Consider the following 23,180-nt stretch of genomic DNA (forward strand, 5'->3'; position numbering starts at 1 on the left):
TGTGAGAATATCGGAGCATGGCATCCACGCAGACCGGCCGACGGCTCGCCGGCATTGATGCGGCGCGCGGCCTGGCGCTGCTGGGCATGATGGCAACCCACATCTACCCGCTGTGGACCCAAGGGGCAGATCCCGAACCGAATTTCACCGGCCTGGTGCTGTCCGGCCGTTCCTCCGCCCTGTTCGCTGTCCTGGCCGGTGTGGGCCTGGCCCTGCTCTCGGGCGGCAACAAACCGCATACCGGACGCTTCCTGACGGCGGACCGCGGGGGCATCGCTGTCCGTGCGGCCCTGATTGCGCTGGTCGGCCTGATGCTCGGCACGCTGGAGACCAACATCGCCGTGATCCTGGTGCACTACGCCGTGCTGTTCTGGTGCGCCTTGCCGTTCCTGCAGTTGCGGCTGCCGGTGCTGGCTGCGTGGGCGGCCGGCTGGCTGCTGCTCTCCCCCGTGGCCGCGTACCTGCTGCGCGGCGGGCTGGAGGCCTGGCTGGACCCGGCCCAGCTGGGCCACAACCCGAATCCGCTGGATTTCTTCATTCCGGCGACCCTGCTGGCGGACCTGATCGCCACCGGTTTCTACCCGGCGCTGCAGTGGCTCGGCTACATCCTCGTCGGGCTGCTCATTGGACGGCTGGACCTTCGGCGGACCGTGGTGCAGCTGTGGCTGCTGGCGGGCGGGCTCGGGGCCGCGGCGCTGGGCAAGGCAGCGTCCGCCGTCATCATGGTGCAGCTCGGCGGACTGGCAGGGCTGGCCTCCACTGCTGCGGCACAGCGGCCCGACTTCGGGCTCATCTACCAGGTCAACCTGAGCTGGGTGTCGATGAACGATTCCTGGTGGTGGCTCGGCGTTGCCGGACCGCACTCGGGGACCACCTTCGACCTGCTGCACACCTGCGGCACCTCCGCCGTGGTGATCGCCGTCTGCCTGCTGCTGACCAGCCACTGGTCGAAGCTGCTGCTGCCGCTCTCCGGCGCCGGCGCCATGACGCTGTCGCTCTACTCCGCGCACGTGTGGGTCATGAGCATCATGCCGGACGGTGCCGCCGCACCTTCCGACAACGTGCTCTATTGGGGCCAGGTCATCATCGCATTGTCGGTCGGGACTGCCTTGAGCGTGCTCTCGGTCCGGGGCCCGCTGGAGCTGGTCACCTCGACGGCGTCCCGGCTGGCCCGGGAGTCGCTGCGCGGCAACCGCCAGTACAACTAGGGATCCGGCGGCCGCCGCCAGTGAAGGACAGGCTCAGCTGTGCCGGCTGAGCGAGATGGCCCGCCGCATCGATTCACGGGCGCGCTTGCGGTCCCGGGCGGCGTCGTAGGCACAGGAGAGCCGGAACCAGCTGCGCCATTCGCCGGGAGCCGCCTCGGTCTCCGCCTTGTACTTTTCGAATTCCGCGTCGGCGGCTTCCTGCACGATCCTGCCGCCGGGAGTGCGCGGCAGGTTGTCCTCCGGCAGGCCGCCCTCGGCCTCGAGGATCTTGGCCAGCCGGGACATCCGTGCGCCGAAGACCACCTCCCGGACCAGGGCCCAGGCGCCGATGACCGGCAGGATCAGCAGCGCGGCCCCGATCCCCTTCGCGACCAGCTGCGGGTCCTGCAGCAGCAGCCAGGCCCGGTGCACGGTCAGCGACATGTAGGCCACCAGCAGCACAATGATGAGCGTGACCCAGATCTTCTCGCCGTGCCGGGCGTACCAGGACACGGTGCCTGCGCCGGCAGGCTCAGTCATTGAGGTCAAGGTAGCCGTCCAGCCCGTAGGTCAGACCCGGATGGCTGGCCACCTGGCGCACACCGAGCAGGACACCGGGCATGAAGGAGGCGCGGTCGTAGGAATCATGCCGGATGGTCAGCTGCTCGCCCGGCCCGCCCAGCAGCACTTCCTGGTGCGCCACGAGGCCGCGCAGCCGCACGCTGTGCACTTTCACACCGTCCACGTCCGCGCCACGGGCACCTTCCAACGACTTCGTGGTCGCATCCGGGCTGGCAGGCAGGCCGGCTTCCGCACGGGCCGCGGCGACCAGCTGCGCAGTGCGCACGGCAGTGCCCGAGGGAGCATCCACTTTGTCCGGGTGGTGCAGTTCGACGATTTCCACCGACTCGAAGTAGCGGGAGGCTTTGGCCGCGAACGCCGAAGCCAGCACGGATCCGAGCGCGAAATTCGGCGCGATCAGCACGCCGATCTGCGGGTTGTCCTCCAGCAGGGCCGCCAATGAACGGCGCTTGCCCTGGTCCCAGCCGGTAGTGCCCACTACGGCGTGCATGCCGTGTTCGACGGCGAAGCGGACGTTCTGCTCGGTGCTGTCCGGGGTGGTGAGGTCGACGACGACATCGGCGCCGGCCTCCACCAGCGCCTCCAGGCTGTCGGACCGGCCCAACGCCGCCACGAGCTTCAAGTCTTCGGCTGCCTCAACGGCTTTGACCGCCTCCGCGCCCATCCGTCCCCCGGCGCCCAGCACGGCCACCGCCAATTGTTCAGTCATGGTTTCCAGACTATCGCTACTGGCCGATGCCCACCCATTCGGTGCTGCCGTCGGCGAAGCGCTGCTCCTTCCAAACGGGAACGCGCTCCTTGACCGTGTCGACCAGTTCGGCCGCCGCCGCGAAGGCGGCCGCACGGTGGGCCGAAGCGACGGCCGCCACGAGGGCCGCATCCCCGATGGCCAGCGCTCCGGTGCGGTGCGCTACCCAGATGCGTACGCCGTCGTGCTTTTGCGCGATGTCCGCCGCCACCTCCGCGATCACGCGGCCAGCGGACGGATGCGCCGAGTAGCCCAGCGCGGCCACGGCCTGGCCGCCGTCGTGGTTGCGGACCACCCCGCTGAAGGTGACCACCGCGCCGCATTCGGCGGACTCGGCCGCAGCCATCGCAGCCGCGACATCCAGCGGTTCGGCGCTGACCTCGGCATGCAGGACTTCGCTAATGACCATGATGACCTCCGGAATTCGGTACGGGTGCGGCAGGGTGGCCGGCGTCGCGCTGCCCCGCGAGCTGCGTGCAGATGTGTTCCAGCAGCGGCGCGAGGACGTCCAGCCCGTCCCGCACGCCGCCGGCCGAGCCGGGCAGGTTGACGATGAAGGTGGTGCCGGAAACCCCGGCCAGCCCGCGGCTGAGCACGGCCAGCGGCGTCTTGGCCGCCCCGGCGGCGCGCATCGCCTCGGCGACGCCGGGCAGCTGCTTCTGGAGGAAACCGGCCGTCATTTCGGGGGTCCGGTCGTCGGCGGTGATGCCGGTGCCGCCGCTGGTGATGATGACTCCGGGCCGTTCCGCGAGCAGGTCGGCCAGCGCGGCCTTGACCGGTTCGCCGTCCGGCACGACGCGCACGGGCAGCGGGTCAAAGCCCTGGTCGCGCAGCCACTGGCTGATGACCGGCCCGGTGCGGTCCGGGTAGGTGCCGGCGGCGGCGCGGTTGGAGGCAATAACGACGCCGGCAGTGCGGTTGACCTCTCCCGTTGCGTTTGCGTCGGCGTGCTTTGGACGGGCATGGTTCACAGCGACCAGTCCCCGCTCTTGCCGCCGGACTTGGCCAGGACCTTGATGTCGCTGATCACGGCGTGCTTGTCCACCGCCTTGACCATGTCGTACAGGCTCAGGGCGGCCACCGAGGCGGCGGTCAGGGCCTCCATTTCGACGCCGGTGACACCCCGGGTGCGCACGGTTGCCTCGATCCGGACGTCGGTATCACCCGGGTGGAAGTCCACGGTCACCTTGCTGAGCGGCAGCGGGTGGCACAGCGGGATGAGGGCGGGCGTCTGCTTCGCGGCCATGATGCCGGCGACGCGGCTGACGGCCAGGGCGTCCCCCTTGGGCAGGCCGCCGGACACCAGCAGCGCCACCACGTCCTCGCGCGTGGTCAGCACGGCCTGGGCGGTGGCTTCGCGGGCCGTTTCCGCCTTGCCGCTGACGTCGACCATGTGCGCCGTGCCGTCCTCTCGGACATGGGTGAGCCCGGCGGTTGTTTCGGTGTCCTTCATAGCAGCCATATTTCCACGTTTTCGCCGGCTTCCGCCGCCTCCAGTCCCGGCGGCAGGTGCACGAGGGCGTTGGCCTGCGCCAGCGCGTGCAGCAGATGGGAGCCGGGGCCACCCACGAGGCGGACGGTTGCGCCGTCGTAATAGCCCCGCCGGACCTGGTGCTTGCCTTCCGGCGAGGTCACGGCCTCGGCCAGCGGCACCTGCAGCACCGGCCGCGCCGCCGGGGTTCCCAGGACCTCCGTCAGCGCCGGGCGCAGGAACATCTCGAAGGAGATGAGCGAGCTGACCGGGTTGCCCGGAAACCCGAGGAAGGCGACGGAGTCGACGGTGCCGATGGCCTGCGGGCCGCCCGGCTGCATCGCCACGGACTCGAAGCGCACGTCGTGGGCGGCCAGCGCCTGCTTGACGACCTCGAAGGCCCCCTTGCTGATGCCGCCGGAGGTTACCAGCAGCTGCGGCCGGTGCTGCTGCAGGTCTTCGCGCAGCTGGCCGGCAAAGTCCTCGGGCGAATCGGCCAGGATGCGGCTGGCGGCGACGTCCGCGCCGGCCTGCAGCAGCGATGCGGCCAGCAGGGTGTTGTTCGCGTCGAAGATCTGGCCCGGACCGGGGAAGGCGCCCGGCGGCACGACCTCGTCGCCGGTGCTCAGCAGCAGCACGCGCGGGCGCGGCAGCACGGCCACGCGGTCCACGCCGAGCGCAGCCAGCAGGCCGAGCTGCGGGGCGTCGAGCCGCGTGCCCCGCCGCAGCGCAAGGCACCGGCGGCGATATCGCTTCCGGCAGGCCGGACGAACTGGCCGCCCGGCACGTGCGCGGGCAGCGTGACTTTCAGCCCGGGGCGCGGCGGCTGGAACCCGTCCGGCACCGCCTGTTCAATAGGTACGACGGCGTCCGCACCGTCCGGGAGCATGGCACCGGTCATGATCGGGGCGGCGGTCCCGGGATCCAGCGGCGGTGCGGCGTGGCCGGCAGCGATCGGGGCGGCAACGGCGAATTCGGTGCTGGCCGCGGTGGCAGCGCTGGCGATCGCGTAACCGTCCATCTGGGAGTTGTCGAACGGCGGCAGGCTCACGGGTGCAGCTGCGTTTTCGGCGAGCGTGCGGCCCACGGCCTGCAGCAGCGGCACGGTTTCGGGCCGCTGGGACAACTCTGCCAGCGCGGCGCGCAGCAGGGCGGTGACCGCGCTGCGGTGTTCGGCTACCGATCTGGCCAACCGGGTCTCCCTTCTCTCCAGCAGCCATCCTAGGGCACCCTGCTCAGCCCACCGTCCGCTCAACCTGCGGTGCGGGCCGGGTACACCGAGACCTCGCTGGCTTTGACCGCGAAGAAGGCCGCACCGCCAGGGTGCAGGCCCAGCTCGGCGGCGGCAGCCGGCGTCACTTCGGCGGCCAGCTGCCCGGCCCGGACCAGCACGTGCCCGGACGCGGGCTCCAGCTCGTCGACGATGACTTCGAGGACGTTGCGCGGACTGCCGTGGGGATGCGACGTGAAGACGCTGACTGCCGCCGGCCGGAACGCCGCCACGGCGGGCTCCCCGTCCAGCAGCTGCCCGGCGCGCGTGCCGGCGACGACGGTGCCGGCCGGGAGTCCGCTGCGTTCTCCGGCACGGAGCCCGCCCTCGACAGCATGGCCGCTGATGAGGTTCAGGCCGGCCAGCCCCGCGGTGAAGCTGCTGCGCGGCCTGGCCAGGAGCTGCTGCGGCGTCCCCTCCTCGGCCACCCGGCCGTTGTCCAGCACGACAACGCGGTCCGCCAGCAGCAGCGCGTCGAGAAGGTCGTGCGTGACAATCACCGCGCGCCGGCCGGCCAGCACCCGCCGCAGCATCCGGCGGATCACCGGCGCCACCGCCACGTCCAGCGCCGCCAGCGGCTCGTCCAGCAGCAGCAGTGCCGGATCAGCGGCCAGTGCCCGGGCGATCGCCACCCGCTGGGCCTGCCCGCCGGAGAGGCTTGCGGGACGGCGGTCCGCGAGGTCGGCTGCCTCGGCTTCGGTTAGCCAATGCCGTGCCTGCGCCCTGGCAGCGGACCGGGACTTGCCCTGGCTGCGAGGACCGAAGGCGACGTTCTCCAGCACGCTCAGCTGGGGAAACAGCAGGGCCTCCTGCGACAGCAAGGCCACGGAGCGCTGGTGTGGCGGCAGCCACTGGCCCGGGCCGAAGAGCGGGCGTCCGTCCAGCACCGCTTCCCCGCGGTCCGCGCGCAGCAGTCCGGCGATCAGTCCCAGCACACTGGATTTTCCGGCCCCGTTCTCCCCCATCAGCGCGACCGTCTCGCCTTCCCGCAGCGCCAACTGCAGCTCCAGCCCGCGGTCCTCAAGCCCGGCATCGATCGAAAACGTCATGTCGCGCCACCGCTTCCGGGCCTGGCGGTCCGGCTGTAGGTCAACGCCACAATAACGACGGCGGTCCCCACCAGCAGCATGGACAGCGCGATGGCGGCGTCCGGGTCCGTTTCGTGCTGGAGGTAGATCTCCAGCGGCAGAGTGCGGGTGACGCCGGCCAGGCTGCCCGCGAAGGTCAGGGTGGCGCCGAACTCCCCCAGTGCGCGGGCGAAGCACAGGATGGTTCCGGAGGCGAGCGAGGGCAGCAGGAGCGGAAGCGTCACGCGCCGCAGGACCGTGCCCGGAGCCGCGCCCAGGGTGGCGGCCGCGGTTTCGAACTTGGTGCCGGCCGTCCGCAGCGCGGCCTCCACGCTCAGCACCAGGAACGGCAGCGCCACGAACGTTTGGGCCAGCACCACGGCGGCGGTGGAAAAAGCGATCCCGATTCCGGCAACCTCGAAGGCCTCGCCGAGCAGGCCGCGGCGGCCGAAGGTATAGAGCAACGCCATACCGCCGACGACGGGCGGCAGCACCAGGGGCAGCAGCACCAGCGCGCGCAGCAGCTTCAGCCCGCGGAACCGGGCGCGGGCCAGCACCAGGGCCAGCGGCGTACCCAGCAGAACGCACAGCACCGTGCTGGCCGCTGCGGTGCGCAGGCTCAGCCCCAGGGCCGCCAGCGCGCTGCTGCTGGTGACCAGCGGCAGGAACCCGGACCAGTTGGTGCGCAGCGCCATCGCCAGCAGCGGCAGCACGATCAGCAGGGCTCCGGCCAGGGCGCCGGCGAAAACCCAGAGCGGTAGGCCCACCGGCGCACTTCTCCCGCTCCGGCCCCCACCCCTCCCGGCCACCCTGCTGGCCGCGGCCATCGCGTCCCGGTTCGTCATGGTGTTCCGAAGCCTGCCTGTTCGAGCGCCGCCCGGCCCTTCGGCCCGGCAACATGTTCGATAAAACCAGCCGCCAGTTGCCCGCGCCCTGTTTCCGCACCCCGCCGGGTGGCAGCGATTGGATACGTGACGGCAGCCTCGTCAGCCTGCGGGACGGGGATGGCCTCGACGTCGCCCCCACCCCGGACCACGTCGGTGCGGTAGACGAGGCCGGCATCGGCCTCGCCGGTCCTGACCTTGGCGAGCACGGCCGTGACGGAGTTTTCCTCGCTCACCGGCCGGAGGCTGACCGCATTCGCCAACGCCAGCCGGTGCGCCGCCGCCCCGCACGGAACCTGCTGCGCGCACATCACCAGCGCAACGCCGTCGTCCTCAAGGTCTGCCAGCCCGGCAATGCCGGCGGGATTGCCCGCAGGAACCACCAGCGCCGGCACGTTGGTTGCGAAATCCCGCGGCGCACCGCCCAGCTCCCCCGCGCTGTCGACGCGCTCCATGGTGGCTGAGTCCGCGGAGGCGAAGACGTCCGCCGGCGCCCCGGCCAGGATCTGTGTTGCCAGTTCTGCCGAGCCGGCGAAATTCAGCCGCACGGTGGTGCCCGGAACAGCGAACTCGTAGGAACGGGCCAGCTCGGTGAACGGCCCGGCCAGGGACGCGGCGGCGTACACGGTCAGCACCTGCCCGTCCCCGCCGGAGTCCGCCGTCCTGTCCCCGCCGGGCGTCCCCGAACAGCCGGCCAGCACCAGGGAACCTGCAAGCAGCGCGGCCGCCGCCCGGTGCCTGGACCCGCGCCGGGGCCCTCCGGTCATGACCACGGCCTTCCGCGAGGCGCCGAAGGGGTCTGCACGATCACGTTGGTGGCCTTCACCACCGCAGTGGCCACCGAACCCGGCTCCAGCCCGAGCTCCCTCACCGCCTCCGCGCTCATGAGGGACACCACGCGGTGCGGACCGCACTGCAGCTCCACCTGGGCCATCACCTTGTCCGTCACGACGGCGGTCACCAGGCCGACAAACCGGTTCCGCGCCGAGCTCCCCGCCGCGGCGGTGTCCGCCGGCAGCTCCGCCTGCTTCTTCGCCAAGGCCGCGAGCTCAGTTCCTTCCACCACCGTCCGCCCCGAGCCATCCCGGCTTCCGGCCAGGGTCCCCGCGTCGATCCACCGGCGCACGGTGTCGTCACTGACCCCCAGGAAGCGGGCAGCATTGGATACTCGTATTTGCGTCATAAATCTCATCGTAGAGGCGCATCTGCGTCAGGAGAAGACTCTTATGCGCTGAGCACCGTGATGCGCCCGCCGCCGGTCCTCGGCGGGGCTTGCGCCGCTAACGTACCCTCGATATATGAGCGTTGAATTGGGCATGCCGCGGCTTCCCGGGACTTCCCCGGTCCCCGCACGCCCTCCTGGGACCGGCCCCGGCCTGGTTGACCGGTTCGGGCGCCAGGCCACGGACCTGCGGATCTCCCTGACCGACAAGTGCAACCTGCGCTGCACGTACTGCATGCCGGCCGGCGGACTGGACTGGCTGCCCAAGGACCAGGTGCTCGGCGACGATGAGATCGTCCGGCTGGTGCGCATCGGCGTCGAACACCTCGGTGTCCGCGAACTGCGCCTGACCGGCGGTGAGCCGCTGGTCCGCGCCGGCCTGGCCGGCATCATCGGCGCGGTCCGCACCAACCACCCGGATCTGCCGGTCTCCCTGACCACCAACGGCCTGGGCCTGGACAAGAAGGCCGGCGAACTCAAGGCCGCCGGACTGACCCGCATCAACGTCTCGATGGACTCGCTGCACCCGGAGACCTTCGCCCAGCTGACCCGCCGGCCCTTCCTGGACCGCGTCCTGCACGGCATCGACGAAGCGGCCCGCGCCGGCCTGGGCCCCATCAAGATCAACGCCGTGCTGATGCGCGGCATCAACGACCACGAGGCGCCTGCGCTGCTGGATTGGGCGGTCGGCCGCGGCTACGAACTGCGTTTCATCGAACAGATGCCGCTCGACGCGGACCACGGCTGGACCCGGCAGAACATGATCACTGCAGCGGAGATCCGCGGCCTCCTCGAGGAGGACTTCGTCCTTGCGCCGGATCCCCGCCAGCGTGACGGCGCGCCGGCCGAACGCTGGCAAGTACGACGGCGGAACTCACCGTCGGAGGTTGCCGGCACCGTCGGGATCATCGCCTCGGTCACCGAGCCCTTCTGCGCCGATTGCCGCCGCACCCGCATCACCGCCGAGGGCAAGGTCCGTTCCTGCCTCTTCTCGCACGAGGAAACCGACCTCCGGGACCTGCTCCGCAGCGGCGCCGGCGACGAGGCAGTCGCCGACCTCTGGCGCGACGCCATGTGGGCCAAGCCCCGTGCCCACGGCATGGACCACACCGGGCTCGGCAGCCCCGACTTCATCCAACCCGACCGCAGCATGAGCGCGATAGGCGGCTAAATGATCATCCGATACTTCGGCGCGGCACAGGCCGCCACCGGCACCGGCGAAGAAGCCCTGGACCTGCCCAACGGCAGCACATTGGACGAACTCCTCCGGCTGCTCAGCGACCGGCATCCGGCGCCCGCCGGCCCCGGCGCCCCGGCCCTGGCCACGGTCATCAGCCGCAGCAGCTTCCTGGTCAACGAAATCGCCGCGCGCGACACAAGCATGAAGCTCATCGACGCCGACACCATCGACATCCTCCCGCCCTTCGCCGGCGGCTAGGCGGATTTGGACACTGTAAAGGGTCCCGCTCCTGCTGCTGCAGGAGCGGGACCCTCCTTTGCGTGGACCTACTCGGCAGGACCGCCGCGGGCGACGATGCGGTGGTGGTGCGAAGAACCGACCACGTCTCCTGCCTTCCATTCATCCCAGCCGGGCTGGTCCTGCATGAAGGCTTCCACCTCCTCCTTGGAGGCAGTCAGCTTGGGATCGTGCTTGAGGTAGTGCCTGGTCTCCCTGGCGATCAGGCCGGACAGGATCAGCAGGCCCAGCAGGTTTGGCAGCGCCATCAGGCCGTTCATCACGTCCGAGAAGTTCCAGACGACGGCCAGCGGTACGGTGCAGCCCACGAAGACCACCAGCGAGAAGACCACGCGGAAGGGCATGACCGCGCGTCGGCCGAAGAGCCGCTCGACGTTGCGCTCCCCGTAGTAGGCCCAGCCGAGGATGGTGGAGAAGGCGAACAGGACCAGGCCGATGGTGACGATCCAATGGCCCCATTCACCGGGAAGCCCGTGGCTGAAGGCCTCGCCGGTCATCACGGCAGCCTGGTCGCCGCCGATGTCCCAGACGCCGGTCGTGATGATGACGAGTCCGGTGCAGCTGACCACGATGATCGTGTCGATGAACGTCTGGGTCATGGAGACCAGGCCCTGGCGCACCGGATGGGTGGTCTGGGCCGCAGCTGCGGCGATCGCGGCCGAGCCCATGCCCGATTCGTTGGAGAAGATGCCGCGGGCCACGCCCATCTGGATCACGAGCAGGATGGCTGAACCGGTGAAACCGCCCACGGCGGCCGTCCCGGTGAACGCGTCGGTGAAGATCAGCGCGAACGCCGCCGGAATGCCCTCGATGTTGGCGATCAGGATGTAGACCGCGCCGAGGACGTAGAACACGATCATGACCGGCACGAATCCGGCGGTCACGCGGCCGATGGACTTGATACCGCCGACCAGCACCATGAGGGTCAGCACCGACAGCACTATGCCGGTGACCCAGGTCGGAATGCTCCAGCTGCTCTCGACGTTGGATGCGATCGAATTGCCCTGGGTCATGTTGCCGATCCCGAAGGAGGCGATGAAGGCAAAGATGGCGAAGGAAATCGCCAGGACCTTGCCGAACTTGTTCTTGATGCCACGCTCAAGGTAGTACTGCGGGCCGCCGGACTTCTCGCCCGCGTCGTCGGTGGTCCGGAACCGCACGCCCAGGAAGGCCTCCGAGTACTTGGAGGCCATGCCCAGCAGCGCGGTCACCCACATCCAGAACAGCGCGCCCGGTCCGCCAATGCCGATAGCGGTGGCCACACCGACGATGTTGCCTGTACCAACGGTCGCGGCCAGCGCGGTCGTCAAGGCCTGGAACTGCGAAATATCGCCCTCGGCGCCGCGGTCCTTGCGCCGAAGCAAACCCAGCGACAGCGCAGGTCCCAGTTTCAGGAACTGCAGCCCTCCGAGCCTGATGGTCAGGTAGAGACCCGTTCCCAGCAGCAGCGGTATGAGCAGGAACGGTCCCCACACCACCGAACTTACCTCTGACAAAAACTCCGTCAGGTCTTCCACAATCGCGCCTCCCGTAGCTCCTGGTTCTGTGCAGGTGACCGCAGTCACCGCCCTTCCAGCAGTCTAGGTCGATGGCGGAGGTTTCCGTGGCAAACGTGGCCGAGGTGGACAGCCGTGGCCGCCGGGCGCGGCCGGAAAGCGCGCCGGGGGGCTACATCCCGAAGTCTGCGGGACTGTCGAACGGTCCGACGACGGTGATCGTCCGGGGCGCTGCGGCGAGTTCCGCCGCCAGTGCCTGGACGTCGGCGGCGCTCACCGCGCGGATCCGTGCCAGGGTTTCGTCGGCATCCAGGAATTCGCCCGTGACCAGTTCGGCGCGGCCGAGGCGGGACATTCGGGAACCGCTGTCCTCAAGGGCCAGCACAATGCCGCCGGATAGCTGCCCGACTGCCTTGCGCAGTTCGTCGTCGTCGATCCCGTCCGCGGCGAGGCGGTCCAGTTCGGCACCGAGCAGCTCGATGACCTGGCGGGTCTTGGCCGGGGAGCAGCCTGCATACATGCCGAAGTACCCGGCGTCAGCGTAGGCCCCTGCGAAGGAGTACGTGGCGTAGACCAGGCCGCGCTTTTCGCGGATCTCCTGGAACAGCCGCGAGGACATTCCGCCGCCGAGCACGGCGTTGAGCACGCTCATCACGAAGCGGCGCGGATCGGTAGCGACGATCGACTGGCAGCCCATGACGATGTTGGCCTGTTCGACCGGCCGCCGGTGGACGTGGATGCCGGGAATGGAGTTGACGGCGGCGCGCTCGGTCGGCCGGCGTTCCACGGGAGCGGCGCCGGGCACCAGATCCCAGCCCGCGCGTTCCAGTGCCTGCAGGACCAAGGCGCAAACGTCGTCGTGATCCAGGCCGCCCGCTGCCGTGACCACCAGTTCATCCGGACGGTAGTAGCGCTGGTAGTGCTCCCAGACGGCCTGCCGCGGCACCCCCATGATCGCTTCCGGTGTCCCGCCGATCGGCCGTCCCAGAGGGTGGCCGGCGAGCACGGCTTCAACGAACTTCTCGTGGCAGACGTCGGAAGGATCGTCGTTGTCCATGGCGATTTCCTCGAGGATGACGTCCCGTTCCTGCTCCAGTTCGGAGCTTTCCAGGACGGCGGAGGTCACCATGTCCGCGATGACGTCGATGGCCATGGGCAGGTCGGTGTCGAGCACCCGGGCGTAGTAGCAGGTGTTCTCTTTCGCCGTCGCGGCGTTGGACTCGCCGCCGACTTCGTCGAATGCCGACGCGATATCGAGGGCGGTGCGGTTCCGGGTTCCCTTGAACAGCAGGTGCTCGAGGAAGTGCGTGGAGCCGAAGTGGCCTTCGGCCTCGTCCCGGGAGCCGACGCCCAGCCAGAAACCGATGGTGGCCGAGCGCAGTCCGGGCATGGCCTCGGTCAGGACGCGAACGCCGCCGGGGAGCACCGAGCGGCGGACAACGGCGCTGTCCTCGCTGCTTTGGAGGATTTCCAGGGGCATAGCGGAACTCCCCGCCGCAGAGCCTTGCTCCGCGGCGGGGAGTTCCCGGTCAAATGCTTCAGGCATTTAGTCTTCGGAGCCTTCCGCAGGGGCCTCCGCCTGCTGGCGTGCGCCCTCGGCTTCGGCCTGGCCGGCCTCGGCGGAATCCTCCGCCACGACGGGAGACAGGGAGAGCTTGCCGCGGTCGTCGATCTTGGTGATCTCGACCTGGACCTTCTGGCCCACGGACACGACGCCCTCCACGTTGTCCACGCGCTTGCCGCCGGCGAGCTTGCGCAGCTCGGAGATGTGCAGCAGGCCATCCTTGCCCGGGGTCAAGGAGACGAAGGCACCGAAGGTGGTGGTCTTCACGACCGTGCCCAGGTACCGCTCGCCGACCTCCGGGACCTGCGGGTTGGCGATGGCGTTGACCGCAGCCCGGGCCGCTTCGGCCGAGCTTCCGTCCGTGGCGCCGATCAGCACGGTGCCGTCGTCCTCGATGGAGATGTCCGCTCCGGTGTCTTCCTGGATCTGGTTGATCATCTTGCCCTTGGGGCCGATGACCTCGCCGATCTTGTCCACCGGGATCTTCACCGAGATGATGCGCGGCGCGAACTCGGAAAGCTCGTCCGGCGTATCGATGGCAGCCTGCAGCACGCCCAGGATGTGCAGGCGGGCTTCGCGGGCCTGCTTCAGTGCCGCGGCAAGGACCGAGGCGGGGATGCCGTCCAGCTTGGTGTCCAGCTGGATCGCGGTCACGAACTCGGAGGTGCCGGCGACCTTGAAGTCCATGTCGCCGTATGCATCTTCGGCGCCGAGGATGTCAGTAAGCGCGGCGTAGCGGGTTTCGCCGTCGACCTGGTCGGAGACCAGGCCCATGGCAATACCGGCCACAGGAGCCTTCAGCGGCACGCCCGCGTTCAGCAGGGACAGCGTCGAAGCGCAGACCGAGCCCATCGAGGTGGAGCCGTTGGAGCCGAGGGCCTCGGAGACCTGGCGGATGGCGTAGGGGAACTCCTCGCGCGACGGCAGCACCGGAACCATGGCACGCTCGGCGAGGGCGCCGTGGCCGATCTCGCGGCGCTTGGGCGAACCCACGCGGCCGGTCTCGCCGGTCGAGAACGGCGGGAAGTTGTAGTGGTGCATGTAGCGCTTGGAATCGACCGGCGAGAGCGAGTCGATCTGCTGCTCCATCTTGAGCATGTTCAGCGTGGTGACACCCATGATCTGGGTCTCGCCGCGTTCGAAGATCGCCGAACCGTGCACGCGCGGCAGCACCTCGACCTCGGCGGTGAGCTTGCGGATGTCCGTCAGGCCGCGGCCGTCGATGCGGACCTGGTCCTTCAGGATGCGCTGGCGCACGACCTTCTTGGTCACCGAGTTGAACGCTGCGCTGATTTCACGCTCACGGCCGGCGAACTCCGACTCTTCGGTGCCGGTGAACCGCTCAAGGATCTCTGCCTTGAAGTCGTCCGCAGCGTCGTTGCGGGTCTGCTTGTCCGCGATGGAGAAGATTTCCGTCAGCTTGGCCGCAGCAGCGGATTCGACGGCGGCGAAAGCGTCGTCCTCGTAGTCCTTGAAGATCGGGAACTCGACGGTCGGCTTTGCCGCGCGGGCAGCCAGGTCGGCCTGTGCGTCGCACAGCGCACGGATGAACGGCTTGGCCGCTTCCAGGCCCTCGGCGACAACCTCTTCGGTCGGAGCCGTTGCGCCCTCGGACTTGATCAGGTTCCAGGCGTTGTCCGTAGCCTCCGCCTCGACCATCATGATCGCGACGTCTTCGCCGGCAATGCGGCCCGCGACGACCATGCTGAAGACCGCGCGCTCGAGTTCGGAGTGCTTCGGGAAAGCAACCCACTGGTCATCGACCAGGGCCACGCGAACACCGCCGATCGGCCCGGAGAACGGCAGGCCGCTCAGCTGGGTCGACATGGAGGAGGCGTTGATGGCCACGACGTCGTACAGGACGTCCGGGTTGATGGACAGTACGGTGACGACGATCTGCACCTCGTTGCGCAGGCCCTTCACGAAGGCCGGGCGCAGCGGACGGTCCATCAGGCGGCAGGCCAGGATGGCTTCGGTGGACGGACGCCCTTCGCGGCGGAAGAAGGAACCGGGGATGCGGCCGGCAGCGTACATGCGCTCCTCGACGTCCACGGTCAGCGGGAAGAAGTCGAACCCTTCACGCGGGGACTTGCCGGCCGTGGTGGCCGACAGCAGTGCCGTGTCCTCGTCGATGTAGACCATCGCCGAGCCGGCGGCCTGCTGTGCAAGACGTCCGGTTTCGAACCGGACCACGCGCTGGCCGAAGCGGCCGTTGTCGATGACGGCCTCGGAGAACTGGATTTCGGGACCCTCCAAGAGAGCCACCTCCGTTTCTGTAGTGGCGGAGGCAACCGGCACCGCCCCCAGGCTTGCTTGCCGACCTGGTGGTCGGCGCCTGGTTGCGGCCATGCGGCCGGATCAACACCCGGTCTTCGATCGAGACGTCCGGGCGGCGCTGCGTGTGCAGCTGCCTCCCGGATGTCACTACCGAGGACCGCGAATGCTGACGATGCCGGTCAACTCCTGTTGATGAAATTGTGGTGGTCAGACGAAAGGCGGCTCCCCCTGGTGCCTTCGGCAGATCCGAGGAAGCCGCCTTTCATGTCAGACTAGCGGCGCAGGCCGAGACGCTCAATGAGCGAACGGTAGCGGGCGATGTCGGTGTCATGCAGGTAGCTGAGCATGCGCCGGCGGCGGCCGACCAGGGCCATCAGACCGCGGCGGGTATGGTGGTCATGCTTGTGCATCTTCAGGTGTTCCGTCAGGTCCGAGATGCGGCGGGACAGAACTGCGATCTGTACCTCGGGAGAACCCGTGTCGCCCTCGTGGGTGGCGTATTCCTTGATGATTTCCTGCTTGATAGCGGCGTCCAGTGCCACAGTAACTCCTAGAAGTTGTGCCGTGAGGCCCGAATCAGCACTTCGCTGCCGGGGGCTCCTCACCCTGCGCCGGACGGACCGGCAGGCATGGAGGAATCCAGCCACCACGGACCGCAGCCGGATTCGCCCTCCAGTCTACCGGCGGGAACCTACTCTGTCGAAAGCAGTGCCCGGGACTGGTCGACGTCAAGCTGCATTTGGGTGACCAGTGCTTCCGGACCGGTGTAGGCCACCATGCCGCGCAGGCGCTGCACGAACTCGACGACGACCTGCTGGCCGTAGAGGTCGAAGTCTCCGGCGCTCTCCTTGGGCCGGTCGATGACGTGTGCTTCCACGCGGCGGCTGGCGCCTTCGAAGGTTGGGTTGGAGCCTACCGATATCGCCGCCGGCCACCGCATCCCCGCACCGTCGATGAGCCAGCCCGCATACACGCCGTCCGCCGGAATCATGCCGCTGGCATCCGGAGAGAGGTTGGCGGTGGGAAAACCCAGCTCGCGTCCCCGCGCATCCCCGTGCACCACCTCGCCGCGCACCCGGTGGAGCCGGCCGAGGACCTGCGCTGCCGTCGTCACGTCTCCTTCGGCCAACGCCTCCCGGACCCACGAGGACGAGCACCGCCGCCCGCCGTGCAGCACATCGGGGGCGTCCGGCTGGTCCGCGCCGTATTCCTCGATCACGTCCACCGCAAAGCCGAACTGTTCGCCCAGCTCCTGCATGGTGGTCAGATCCCCGGAATTGTCCTTGCCGAACCGGACGTCATGCCCGATGACGACGGCGCAAACGCCGAGCGTTTCGACGAACACTTTGCGGACGAATTCCTCAGGCGTGTCCGCCGCGAGCTCCAGGGTGTATTCCATCATCAGCAGGCCGTCGATGCCGGTCTCCTCCAGCGCGGCCACCCGGTCCGCCAGCCCCATGATCTGCTGCGGCGCGGAGTGCGGCCGGTGCACTTGGGCCGGATGCGGGTCGAAGGAGATGGCGACGGCGCTGGCGCTGTGGCGGGCCGCAGTCTCGACAAGCTTCGCCAGCACCTGCTGGTGGCCGCGGTGCACGCCGTCGAAATTGCCCAAAGTTACCACTGAGGGACCATAGCCGGACGGTACTTCGGCCAGGTCATTCCAGTAGTCCACTATCTCTCCTCGCATCGATCAGCTTCCATGCCCCCGGCCCGCGGTGGTGCAGGCGGGCAGCATCCCATCCATTATGCAGATGCCGGTCCCGTTACTGCACAACCCCGCGGCCCGGCCGGTGCCGCCACAGCCACCATAGCCCCAGCAGCGGCAGCACCAGCGGCACATACCCGTAGCCCTGGCCGAATCCCGACCAGACGGTGTCCTCCGGCAGCAGCGCCGGATCCAGCAGGCTCAGCAGCCCCACGGCGAGGACTCCGGCCAGTTCAACGCTGATGGCCGCAACCGACGTCCAGTACCAGCGCAGGCCCTTCCGGGCCAGTGCGACGGTCGCCAGGATATAAACGACGGCGGCGAAGGCCGAGAGCAGGTAGGCCACCGGGGCTTCGGAGAACTTGGTGGCGATCTGGTAGGACGCCCGCGCCGTGGCCGAAATGGCGAACACCCCGTACACGGCGACGATCAGCCGTCCCGGCCCGCTGGAACGGTGCCCTGCTGCTGAGGCCGAATGCGGTTCCGGGTGCTGCGCTTCGGGCTTTCGGGCAGCGGGGCTTGACGGCGTCATGTTTCCTAACTTCGCTTTCATAGTGCGGCGGCCTGGTCCCAGATCTGTTCCATCCGCACGAGCATCACGGCGATGGTGAGGCCGACGGCGCCCAGGACCAGGTTGCTCCACCGGCTGCGTTCCAGCATTGACCACCAGAAGGCGCCGATGGGAACGATCAGCGCGGTAATCCAGTAGCCCCAGAACTCCCAGGCCTCGCCGGCGACCGGCTCTCCCCCGAGCTGCCGGAAGATCGCTGCGATGCCGTAGGCCAGCAGGAACAGTTCGACGGCGGCCACCGCCAGGATCGTGATGTCATTGGGTGGCTGCCGGATCACCGCGGCGGCAATGCAGATGACCGAGGACAGTACGCAAATGACTGCACCGGTAATGAAGAATCCGTCGACAACCACTAACGTCCAGCCTCATCGTTTCCGGGCGCGAACACCAGCAGCGGCTTCGCTTCGGCGCCCTTGTTCTCCAGCAGAGCCACCAACCGCCCGTCCGGGGCGAAGGCGGCCACCGGGCCGTCCCCGGAACCGACCGCAATCCGCCGGCCGTGGGACAGGTCTGCTGCTTCAGCCGGCCCAAGCTCCCGTGCCGGGAACAAGGCCCGCGCAGCCGCGTCCAAGTCCAGGATCTGCAGCTTGTCGGCCAGCTCCTCCAGCGTGGCAGCCGCCTCGATCGTATACGGTCCGACCTGGGTCCGCCGCAGCGCTGTCAGGTGTCCCCCAACGCCCAGGCGTTGCCGAGGTCCCTGGCCAGGGCGCGAATGTAGGTACCGGATGAGCACTCGACCGTGACGTCGACGTCCAGCAGCTTCCCGCCGCGCTCGCGCCGGATGTCGTGGATCGCGAACCGGTGGATCGTCACCGGCCGTGCCGCCAGCTTGACTTCCGCCCCGGCCCGGACGCGCGCGTAGGAGCGCTGGCCGTTGACCTTGATCGCGGAGACACTGCTGGGAACCTGCTCGATGTTCCCGGTCAGGTCCGCCACTGCACTGCGGATCGCGTCCTCGGTCACCGCCGCGGCGATGGTCTCGTTGGTCACCTCGCCCTCGGCATCGTCGGTCACCGTGGACTGGCCCAGACGGATGGTGGCGGTGTACGTCTTGCTGGTACCCACGATGTAAGTCAGCAGCCGGGTCGCCCGGTTGATCCCTACCACCAGTACGCCGGTGGCCATCGGGTCCAAAGTGCCGGCGTGGCCCACCTTCCTGGTGCCCGCCAGCCGCCGCATGCGGCCGACCACGTCATGGCTGGTCCACCCCTGCGGCTTGTCCACGATTATCAGTCCTGAACGGAGCGGCCCGGAATTCACGCCTTTCAGTATATGGGGTGCACGCAGGGGGCTAACGACGGCGGTGCTTCAGTACTCGGTCTTGGCATCCAGTTCTTCCCAACTGCGGAAGGGCTCCTGGGAGGTCGGCACCACGATCTGGGACACCGGCATGAGGGAGGCTTCGCCCCGGCCCTGGATGTAGTCGTAAAACGCGGCGTCGTCGAATCCCACGCGTGCGGCATCGTGGCGGTCCGCGGCGAAATAGACGCGTTCCAGCCGGGACCACAGCGCCGCCGAGAGGCAGAGCGGACAGGGCTCGCAGCTGCTGTAGAGCGAAGCTCCCGCCAGGCTGAACGTGCCGAGTTCCCGGCACGCCCGGCGAATGGCCACGACCTCGGCGTGGGCGGTGGGGTCGTTCGTGGCCGTTACGCGGTTCGTTCCCTCGAAGACCTGGCCGTCGGCGGCGACAACGATCGCGCCGAACGGCCCGCCCTGGGCTCCGACATTCTCCACCGCGATTTCTACGGCATGGGTCAGGTATTCCGCGATTTTCTCGTCCATGGCACCACCTTGGTTGCGGGTTGTTTTGCCTCGTTGACAGCCCGTTGCTGCGGGTCTAGCTTGACCGTACTGCATCCGTTTGCAGAAGGGCTGCACGATTGCGCGGTGCCGTTGCCCGATCGGGGCATTTTCGAGGAATCCATTTGGCCTGCGGCTTCGGTCCGGGGGTGCCTTGGCGTTGGCCTTGCACAGGAGTGCTAGGGCTGTGAACAACTTCCAGCAGTATCTCGCCCTGCCATTGGCCCTCGGCCTGGCGTTGGGCCTGAGTGCCCTTCCTGCGGCCGGCCACGGCGGCACGGGAGAGGGCTAGGACAGCAGGACCATCGAGGCCGATCCCCCGTTGTTTTCGCCGCTGAGCCTGGCCACCGGCCGCGGCAGTACCGAAGTCTACGTCACGCAGAACTTTGCGGGGCGGCTGGACCGGATCACCGACGAGGACGAACTCCGGAACGTCTACCGGGCGCGGCAGTCCGGCACGGAGATCGGAGCCGTCTCCCGTGACCGGGGAACCCTCTACTTCATGGAAGGAACCGGGGCCGGGGAGCACGATCCCGCCCCGAACGTGCAGCTGGTCAAGTCGCGCGACCGGGACGGCGAGGTCGAAACGCTGGCCGATGTGGCTCAGTACGAGCAGAAGCACAATCCGGACGGCGACACGACCTACGGCTTCCGGCACGTGGATGAGATGAGTTGCCTGGACCAGGTGAAGCTGACGATGGGCCGCGCGGCCAAATACGAGGGCGCTGTGGATTCGCATGCCTACGCCACCGCTCCGGATGGCGGCGATCTCTACGTTGCCGACGCCGGCGGGAACGACATCCTGCGGATCGACATGGATTCCGGACGCGTGCGTACGGTAGCGGTCCTGCCCGCCGTCGCACTGAAGATCACCGGACGAATCCAGAAACTGCTGAAACTGCCCGCCTGCGTCCTGGGTGAGCGGTTCTACCTGGAGCCGGTGCCAACCGACGTGGAAGTCGGCGACGACGGCTGGCTCTACGTCAGCCTCCTGCCTGCCGGTGCCGAAGACACGTCGCTCGGCGAGCTGGGGCGGGTCTACAAAATCGATCCGGATTCCGGCTGGACCGAGGAAGTGGCGCGCGGCCTGGCTGGTCCCACCGGCCTCGCCGTCAGTGATGATGACGACATCTTTGTGGCCGAAATGTTCGGGAACCGGATCTCTGTGATCGAGGACGGAGACAACGACGCCCGGACCTTCATGGAAGCGAAGGTGCCGGGCGCCGTCGAAATCGAAGACGAGGTGCTGTACGCGACGGTCCACGCCGCACCCGAATCACCGCCCGCGGGGCAGGTGCTCAAGGTTCGGCTGGACTGACCGCCAGCAGCAGCTGATCAGTAAGTGCCGTCCCGCTCGTCCGGGTCGGCAGTAAAGTCTTCCTCGTCGTCGTCCTCTTCATCGCTGCGGTACGGATTGGACTCTCCGGCGAAGGAAGCGCCCTCGGCCAGTGCCGCCACCTCGGCGTCGCGCTCCTTGGCTTTGCGGAGCAGCTCCTCCAGGTGGCCGGCGTTGACCGGAATCTCGTCCGGCACGAACTCCAGCGTGGGGGTCAGGCGGGCAGTGATGTTCTTGCCGACCTCCGAGCGGAGGATGCCCTTGGCCGATTCGAGGGCCTTGCGGGTGTCGCTCTGCTGGGTGTCGTCGCCGAAGACGGTGTAGTAGACGGTCGCGTGCTGCAGGTCATTGGTGACGCGGGCGTCGGTGATGGTTACGAACCCGAGCCGCGGATCCTTGACGCGGCGCTCCAGCGCCTGCGCCACCACTACCTTGATCCGGTCGGCCAGCTTGGCTGCGCGGGCAGGATCGGCCATAACCCCTCCTCATATCGGTTGGTCGTTCGAAGGCAGCGCCTGCCGGTAGGTGCCGGCAGCGCTGCGGTGGAGAACTTGCTAGACGCGCGGCTTCTCGCGCATCTCGAAGGTCTCGATGATGTCGCCTTCCTTGAGGTCGTTGAAGGACCCCAGGCCGATACCGCACTCGAAGCCTTCGCGGACCTCGGTGGCGTCGTCCTTGAAGCGGCGCAGCGAATCGATGTTGAGGTTGTCTCCGATCACCACACCGTCGCGCACCAGGCGGGCCTTGGTGTTGCGGCGGATGATGCCCGAGCGCACGATCGAGCCGGCGATGTTGCCCCACTTGGAGGAGCGGAAGACCTCGCGGATCTCCGCCGTACCGAGCTGGTGCTCCTCGAACTCCGGCTTGAGCATGCCCTTGAGCGCCTTCTCGATGTCCTCGATCGCCGCGTAGATGACCGAGTAGAAGCGCATATCGACGCCTTCGCGGTCCGCCAGTTCGGCCACGCGTTCGGCCGGGCGGACGTTGAAGCCGATGATGATGGCGTTGTCCACCGTGGCCAGGTTGACGTCGTTCTGCGTGATGGCGCCGACGCCGCGGTGGATGACGCGCAGCTGGACTTCCTCGCCCACATCGATCTTGAGCAGCGAGTCCTCCAGCGCTTCCACAGCACCGGACACGTCGCCCTTGAGGATGAGGTTGAGCGTGTCCACCTTGCCCTCGGCCACGGCCTTGTCGAAGTCCTCGAGGCTGATCCGCTTGCGGCGCTTGGCCAGCGCGGCGTTGCGGTCCGCGGCCTCGCGCTTCTCGGCGATCTGGCGGGCAGTGCGCTCGTCGTCGGTCACCAGGAAGGTATCGCCGGCGCGCGGCACCGTGGACAGGCCGAGAACCTGGACCGGACGCGAAGGCGTTGCTTCGTCGACTTGTTCGCCGTTCTCGTCGAACATGGCACGTACGCGGCCATGGGCGGTGCCGGCCACGATGTTGTCGCCGACCCGGAGCGTGCCGGACTGGACCAGCACGGTGGCTACCGCGCCGCGGCCCTTGTCCAGGTTCGCTTCGATGGCGATGCCGCGTGCGTCCTTGTTCGGGTTGGCCCGCAGGTCGAGCGCGGCATCCGCGGTCAGCAGGACTGCGGACAGCAGGTCGTCGATGTTCAGGTTCTGGCGGGCGGAGACGTCGACGAACATGGTGTCGCCGCCGTACTCTTCCGGAACCAGGCCGTACTCGGTCAGCTGGCCGCGGATCTTGTCCGGGTTGGCGCCTTCCTTGTCGATTTTGTTCACCGCGACCACGATCGGCACCTCGGCGGCCTGGGCGTGGTTCAGCGCCTCGACCGTCTGCGGCATCACGCCGTCGTCAGCCGCCACGACCAGGATGGCGATGTCGGTGACCTTGGCACCACGGGCACGCATGGCGGTGAACGCCTCGTGGCCCGGGGTATCGATGAAGGTGATCCGACGCTGCCGGTCGTCGTGCTCGAAGCCGATCTGGTAGGCACCGATGTGCTGGGTAATGCCGCCGTGTTCGCCCTCGACAACGTTCGAGTGGCGGATGGCGTCCAGCAGCCTGGTCTTACCGTGGTCGACGTGGCCCATCACGGTCACGACTGCCGGGCGCTTCTCCAGGTCCTCGTCGCCTTCTGCCTCAAGTTCGGCGTCAAGGTCGATGTCGAAGGAATCCAGCAGTTCGCGCTCTTCGTCCTCGGGCGACACAACCTGGATCTTGTAGCCCAGTTCCTCGCCCAGGACCTCGAAGGTCGCTTCGTCCAGGGACTGCGTAGCCGTAGCCATTTCACCGAGGTGGAACAGCACGGTTACCAGTGCAGCCGGGTTCGCCTCGATCTTGTCGGCGAAGTCCGTAATCGAGGAGCCGCGGCGCAGCCGGACAACGGTGTTGCCGTCGCCGCGGGGAACCGACACGCCGCCCAGCGACGGTGCGCTCATCTGCTCCAGTTCCTGGCGCTTGGCGCGCTTCGACTTGCGCTGCTTGCCGCGACCGGCGCCGCCCTTGCCGAAGGCACCTGTGTGCCGCCGCGACCGCGGCCGCCCTTGCCGAAACCGC

24 protein-coding genes and 2 pseudogenes are annotated in these 23,180 nt (G+C 68.4%); 4 read left to right on the plus strand and 22 right to left on the minus strand.

Annotated features, from left to right (window positions below; all coding sequences use genetic code 11):
• Nucleotides 1-17: 17 nt before the first annotated feature.
• Nucleotides 18-1,208 carry a heparan-alpha-glucosaminide N-acetyltransferase domain-containing protein gene (locus D477_RS05635; protein ID WP_005267940.1) on the plus strand — a complete coding sequence of 397 codons (1,191 nt, stop codon included), beginning with the start codon at nucleotides 18-20 and terminating at the stop codon, nucleotides 1,206-1,208.
• A 33-nt stretch (nucleotides 1,209-1,241) separates the two neighbouring features.
• On the opposite strand, the gene D477_RS05640 is transcribed toward D477_RS05635, so the two are convergent.
• The 11 genes from D477_RS05640 to D477_RS05685 all read right to left on the minus strand — a co-directional run bounded on the left by D477_RS05640 (nucleotide 1,242) and on the right by D477_RS05685 (nucleotide 8,392).
• Nucleotides 1,242-1,727 carry a hypothetical protein gene (locus tag D477_RS05640; RefSeq protein ID WP_005267941.1) on the minus strand — a complete coding sequence of 162 codons (486 nt, stop codon included), beginning with the start codon at nucleotides 1,725-1,727 and terminating at the stop codon, nucleotides 1,242-1,244.
• Nucleotides 1,720-2,478, minus strand: coding sequence for a 4-hydroxy-tetrahydrodipicolinate reductase (dapB, locus tag D477_RS05645; RefSeq protein ID WP_005267942.1), 759 nt, complete (start codon nucleotides 2,476-2,478; stop codon nucleotides 1,720-1,722). Before dapB ends, D477_RS05640 begins: the two co-directional genes overlap by 8 nt.
• Before the next feature lie 16 nt (nucleotides 2,479-2,494).
• Nucleotides 2,495-2,926 carry a molybdenum cofactor biosynthesis protein MoaE gene (locus D477_RS05650; protein WP_005267943.1) on the minus strand — a complete coding sequence of 144 codons (432 nt, stop codon included), beginning with the start codon at nucleotides 2,924-2,926 and terminating at the stop codon, nucleotides 2,495-2,497.
• Entirely contained in the window at nucleotides 2,916-3,488 is a 573-nt protein-coding gene (locus tag D477_RS05655; protein ID WP_005267944.1) for a MogA/MoaB family molybdenum cofactor biosynthesis protein, read from the minus strand. Before D477_RS05655 ends, D477_RS05650 begins: the two co-directional genes overlap by 11 nt.
• Nucleotides 3,485-3,979, minus strand: coding sequence for a cyclic pyranopterin monophosphate synthase MoaC (moaC, locus tag D477_RS05660; protein ID WP_043845810.1), 495 nt, complete (start codon nucleotides 3,977-3,979; stop codon nucleotides 3,485-3,487). Before moaC ends, D477_RS05655 begins: the two co-directional genes overlap by 4 nt.
• Nucleotides 3,967-4,650, minus strand: a complete 684-nt coding sequence (locus tag D477_RS23655) for a molybdopterin molybdotransferase MoeA (protein WP_337587547.1) — start codon at nucleotides 4,648-4,650, stop codon at nucleotides 3,967-3,969. The genes moaC and D477_RS23655 overlap by 13 nt, the downstream gene beginning before the upstream one ends.
• Nucleotides 4,614-5,180, minus strand: coding sequence for a hypothetical protein (locus tag D477_RS23660; protein ID WP_337587548.1), 567 nt, complete (start codon nucleotides 5,178-5,180; stop codon nucleotides 4,614-4,616). The genes D477_RS23655 and D477_RS23660 overlap by 37 nt, the downstream gene beginning before the upstream one ends.
• Nucleotides 5,181-5,239: 59 nt before the next feature.
• Entirely contained in the window at nucleotides 5,240-6,307 is a 1,068-nt protein-coding gene (locus D477_RS05670; protein WP_005267946.1) for a sulfate/molybdate ABC transporter ATP-binding protein, read from the minus strand.
• Nucleotides 6,304-7,092 carry an ABC transporter permease gene (locus D477_RS05675; protein ID WP_005267947.1) on the minus strand — a complete coding sequence of 263 codons (789 nt, stop codon included), beginning with the start codon at nucleotides 7,090-7,092 and terminating at the stop codon, nucleotides 6,304-6,306. Before D477_RS05675 ends, D477_RS05670 begins: the two co-directional genes overlap by 4 nt.
• A gap of 74 nt (nucleotides 7,093-7,166) precedes the next feature.
• Entirely contained in the window at nucleotides 7,167-7,976 is an 810-nt protein-coding gene (gene modA / locus D477_RS05680) for a molybdate ABC transporter substrate-binding protein (protein ID WP_005267948.1), read from the minus strand.
• Complete coding sequence (locus tag D477_RS05685; protein ID WP_005267949.1) at nucleotides 7,973-8,392, minus strand: TOBE domain-containing protein; 420 nt, start codon at nucleotides 8,390-8,392, stop codon at nucleotides 7,973-7,975. The genes modA and D477_RS05685 overlap by 4 nt, the downstream gene beginning before the upstream one ends.
• Nucleotides 8,393-8,507: 115 nt before the next feature.
• Between D477_RS05685 and moaA the strand changes: the two genes are divergently transcribed.
• A complete protein-coding gene (moaA, locus tag D477_RS05690) occupies nucleotides 8,508-9,602 on the plus strand; it encodes a GTP 3',8-cyclase MoaA (RefSeq protein WP_043845812.1) in 1,095 nt (364 codons plus the stop codon).
• Nucleotides 9,603-9,869 carry a MoaD/ThiS family protein gene (locus D477_RS05695; RefSeq protein WP_005267951.1) on the plus strand — a complete coding sequence of 89 codons (267 nt, stop codon included), beginning with the start codon at nucleotides 9,603-9,605 and terminating at the stop codon, nucleotides 9,867-9,869. It begins immediately after the preceding gene.
• A gap of 68 nt (nucleotides 9,870-9,937) precedes the next feature.
• Here D477_RS05695 and D477_RS05700 read toward each other — a convergent pair whose 3' ends face one another.
• The 9 genes and pseudogenes from D477_RS05700 to D477_RS05740 all read right to left on the minus strand — a co-directional run bounded on the left by D477_RS05700 (nucleotide 9,938) and on the right by D477_RS05740 (nucleotide 19,303).
• A complete protein-coding gene (locus D477_RS05700) occupies nucleotides 9,938-11,425 on the minus strand; it encodes an alanine/glycine:cation symporter family protein (protein ID WP_005267952.1) in 1,488 nt (495 codons plus the stop codon).
• A 151-nt stretch (nucleotides 11,426-11,576) separates the two neighbouring features.
• Nucleotides 11,577-12,884: a M16 family metallopeptidase gene (locus tag D477_RS05705; protein WP_005267953.1), complete on the minus strand. Its 1,308-nt coding sequence runs from the start codon at nucleotides 12,882-12,884 to the stop codon at nucleotides 11,577-11,579.
• Nucleotides 12,885-12,950: 66 nt separating this feature from the next.
• Nucleotides 12,951-15,224, minus strand: coding sequence for a polyribonucleotide nucleotidyltransferase (locus D477_RS05710; protein ID WP_005267954.1), 2,274 nt, complete (start codon nucleotides 15,222-15,224; stop codon nucleotides 12,951-12,953).
• 293 nt (nucleotides 15,225-15,517) lie between these two features.
• Complete coding sequence (gene rpsO, locus D477_RS05715; protein WP_005267955.1) at nucleotides 15,518-15,787, minus strand: 30S ribosomal protein S15; 270 nt, start codon at nucleotides 15,785-15,787, stop codon at nucleotides 15,518-15,520.
• A gap of 149 nt (nucleotides 15,788-15,936) precedes the next feature.
• The gene (locus tag D477_RS05720) at nucleotides 15,937-16,920 is read right to left on the minus strand and encodes a bifunctional riboflavin kinase/FAD synthetase (protein WP_043845820.1); all 984 of its coding nucleotides are present in this window, start codon (nucleotides 16,918-16,920) and stop codon (nucleotides 15,937-15,939) included.
• Nucleotides 16,921-17,008: 88 nt separating this feature from the next.
• On the minus strand, nucleotides 17,009-17,482 hold the full coding sequence (locus tag D477_RS05725; protein WP_005267957.1) for a hypothetical protein: 474 nt from the start codon (nucleotides 17,480-17,482) through the stop codon (nucleotides 17,009-17,011).
• A gap of 17 nt (nucleotides 17,483-17,499) precedes the next feature.
• Nucleotides 17,500-17,874 carry a hypothetical protein gene (locus tag D477_RS05730; RefSeq protein ID WP_005267958.1) on the minus strand — a complete coding sequence of 125 codons (375 nt, stop codon included), beginning with the start codon at nucleotides 17,872-17,874 and terminating at the stop codon, nucleotides 17,500-17,502.
• A pseudogene (gene truB / locus D477_RS05735) lies at nucleotides 17,874-18,700 on the minus strand (tRNA pseudouridine(55) synthase TruB). The gene D477_RS05730 and the pseudogene truB overlap by 1 nt, the downstream one beginning before the upstream one ends.
• 129 nt (nucleotides 18,701-18,829) lie before the next feature.
• Nucleotides 18,830-19,303, minus strand: coding sequence for a nucleoside deaminase (locus D477_RS05740; protein ID WP_005267959.1), 474 nt, complete (start codon nucleotides 19,301-19,303; stop codon nucleotides 18,830-18,832).
• A 340-nt stretch (nucleotides 19,304-19,643) separates the two neighbouring features.
• Between D477_RS05740 and D477_RS05745 the strand changes: the two genes are divergently transcribed.
• Complete coding sequence (locus tag D477_RS05745) at nucleotides 19,644-20,639, plus strand: ScyD/ScyE family protein (RefSeq protein ID WP_005267960.1); 996 nt, start codon at nucleotides 19,644-19,646, stop codon at nucleotides 20,637-20,639.
• A 17-nt stretch (nucleotides 20,640-20,656) separates the two neighbouring features.
• Here D477_RS05745 and rbfA read toward each other — a convergent pair whose 3' ends face one another.
• Nucleotides 20,657-21,133: a 30S ribosome-binding factor RbfA gene (gene rbfA / locus D477_RS05750; RefSeq protein ID WP_005267961.1), complete on the minus strand. Its 477-nt coding sequence runs from the start codon at nucleotides 21,131-21,133 to the stop codon at nucleotides 20,657-20,659.
• Nucleotides 21,134-21,211: 78 nt separating this feature from the next.
• Nucleotides 21,212-23,180: pseudogene (gene infB / locus D477_RS05755) on the minus strand (translation initiation factor IF-2); the annotation flags it as partial.

The organism is Arthrobacter crystallopoietes BAB-32, assembly GCF_000328305.2.
Taxonomy (GTDB): Bacteria; Actinomycetota; Actinomycetes; order Actinomycetales; family Micrococcaceae; genus Crystallibacter; species Crystallibacter crystallopoietes_A.